This is a genomic window from Catenovulum sp. 2E275, from assembly GCF_025515275.1.
Taxonomy (GTDB): domain Bacteria; phylum Pseudomonadota; class Gammaproteobacteria; order Enterobacterales; family Alteromonadaceae; genus Catenovulum.
The window spans coordinates 1-1,346 of sequence record NZ_JAOPFU010000101.1 but is presented as its reverse complement, the minus strand read 5'-3'; the positions used below and the strand labels follow the sequence as shown (position 1 = coordinate 1,346).

Genomic DNA, 1,346 nt, shown 5'->3' with positions numbered 1-1,346 from the left:
CAGATTAGCTCTGTCGGTGGACAGTTGTTTTGCGGCCGAACTCCAGTTCATATTATGCTCAATTAAGGTTTGTTTAATTAAGTTAACCTGAAAATCTTCGGTTGCTTGGCGTAAACTTAATTCAGGTAAATTAACTGACGGTTGAACTGGCAAAGCGAATAAAAAAACTATCAAATTTTAGTTAAAGGGTAAATGAAGCCAATATTCATTACTAAGTATTTGGTCCACATGCTGAGCTTTAAGAGCTGATGGTTAGTCGTGAAAACAAAAAAGCAATCAGCTAACTGATTGCTTTTTATGGATTAACGTTTTTACTAAACATAGCCAAAATATAGCTAAGATGCCATTAGCAAAGCGGTTAAAATTTAAATTCAAAACCTAAGTTTAGGCCTTTATCTAAAGTAAAGTTAGGGCCAGCGTCGGCATTCGCTTTTAAGTAACGATACCCAACATATACGCTACCGTTTTGAATTAACTGATAATTAGCGCGTAATGATAAATCGGTTTGATAGTCAAAATCGTCGCTCATTAAAATGCCCGGAGCGTAGAAAAATTGCCCTTGAAAAGAGATAGCCGGATTTCTTGGTAAAGTGTATTTAGCAGAACCACCAAGCGCTAAAGCTTGAACTGATTCATCAGCAGCGCCATTATCTATATCAATAAAATAAGCTTTACTGCCTAAACCAGCAACTAAGTTTGGTTGACCTTGAATTGGGCCAGCCATCATGCCGGTGAAAGAAAAAATGCTAATATCGTTATCTGTTGCGATTGCTGCTGCTGATAGCTGTACGTCCTGCACTAATCTATCTGAACCAATTTCAATTTTGAAAGCGTCGTTGCTTAAATCTGTGGTTAAAAAATTAGCTGAAGCCGGTAAAGCAGCAGCGGTTAATAATGCAGCAAGTGATTTTTTTAAATGTTTCATAAACTATCCTTACAAGATAAATGACGTATTAAATTAAGTGAAAATACGTTAAAAACGAGCTAAATGTTAACGGCAAAAAAAATGAAGTAAAGCCCTGCTGATTAATATTGTTGGAGCTTGTGAACAATTCAGCAAAATTTTAATATGTTTAAAAAGAGTTAGTTAGAGCCTGTTTATCTTTGTATTATTTTTGAGCAATAGACTATTTTAATCATTAACAAAGCAGAATGAGTGCGGTTTAGTTGTTCTAAATAAACTAATTCTAATGAAGTTAAGGGTTAAAATAGTCATTGCCCTTCGGGCTGAGGCCAAAATTGTCTTATACAGCGTTAAAAATAATTCTTTTAGACGACTAAATTTCGTTATTTTTGCCTTGTCTAAGACAATTTTTTCTCTCAGCTCAAATTATAAACAAAGATAA

At 34.5% G+C, this 1,346-nt stretch carries 1 protein-coding gene; it reads right to left on the bottom strand.

Features of this window, described 5'->3' with window-relative positions:
- Nucleotides 1-358: 358 nt before the first annotated feature.
- Nucleotides 359-925: a YfaZ family protein gene (locus N7931_RS19195; RefSeq protein ID WP_262795950.1), complete on the bottom strand. Its 567-nt coding sequence runs from the start codon at nt 923-925 to the stop codon at nt 359-361.
- Between the last annotated feature and the right edge of the window lie 421 nt (nt 926-1,346).

What these genes read in the sequence shown, in the direction of transcription:
- N7931_RS19195 (WP_262795950.1), bottom strand. Translation starts at nt 925, where the DNA reads ATGAAACATTTAAAAAAATCACTTGCTGCATTATTAACCGCTGCTGCT.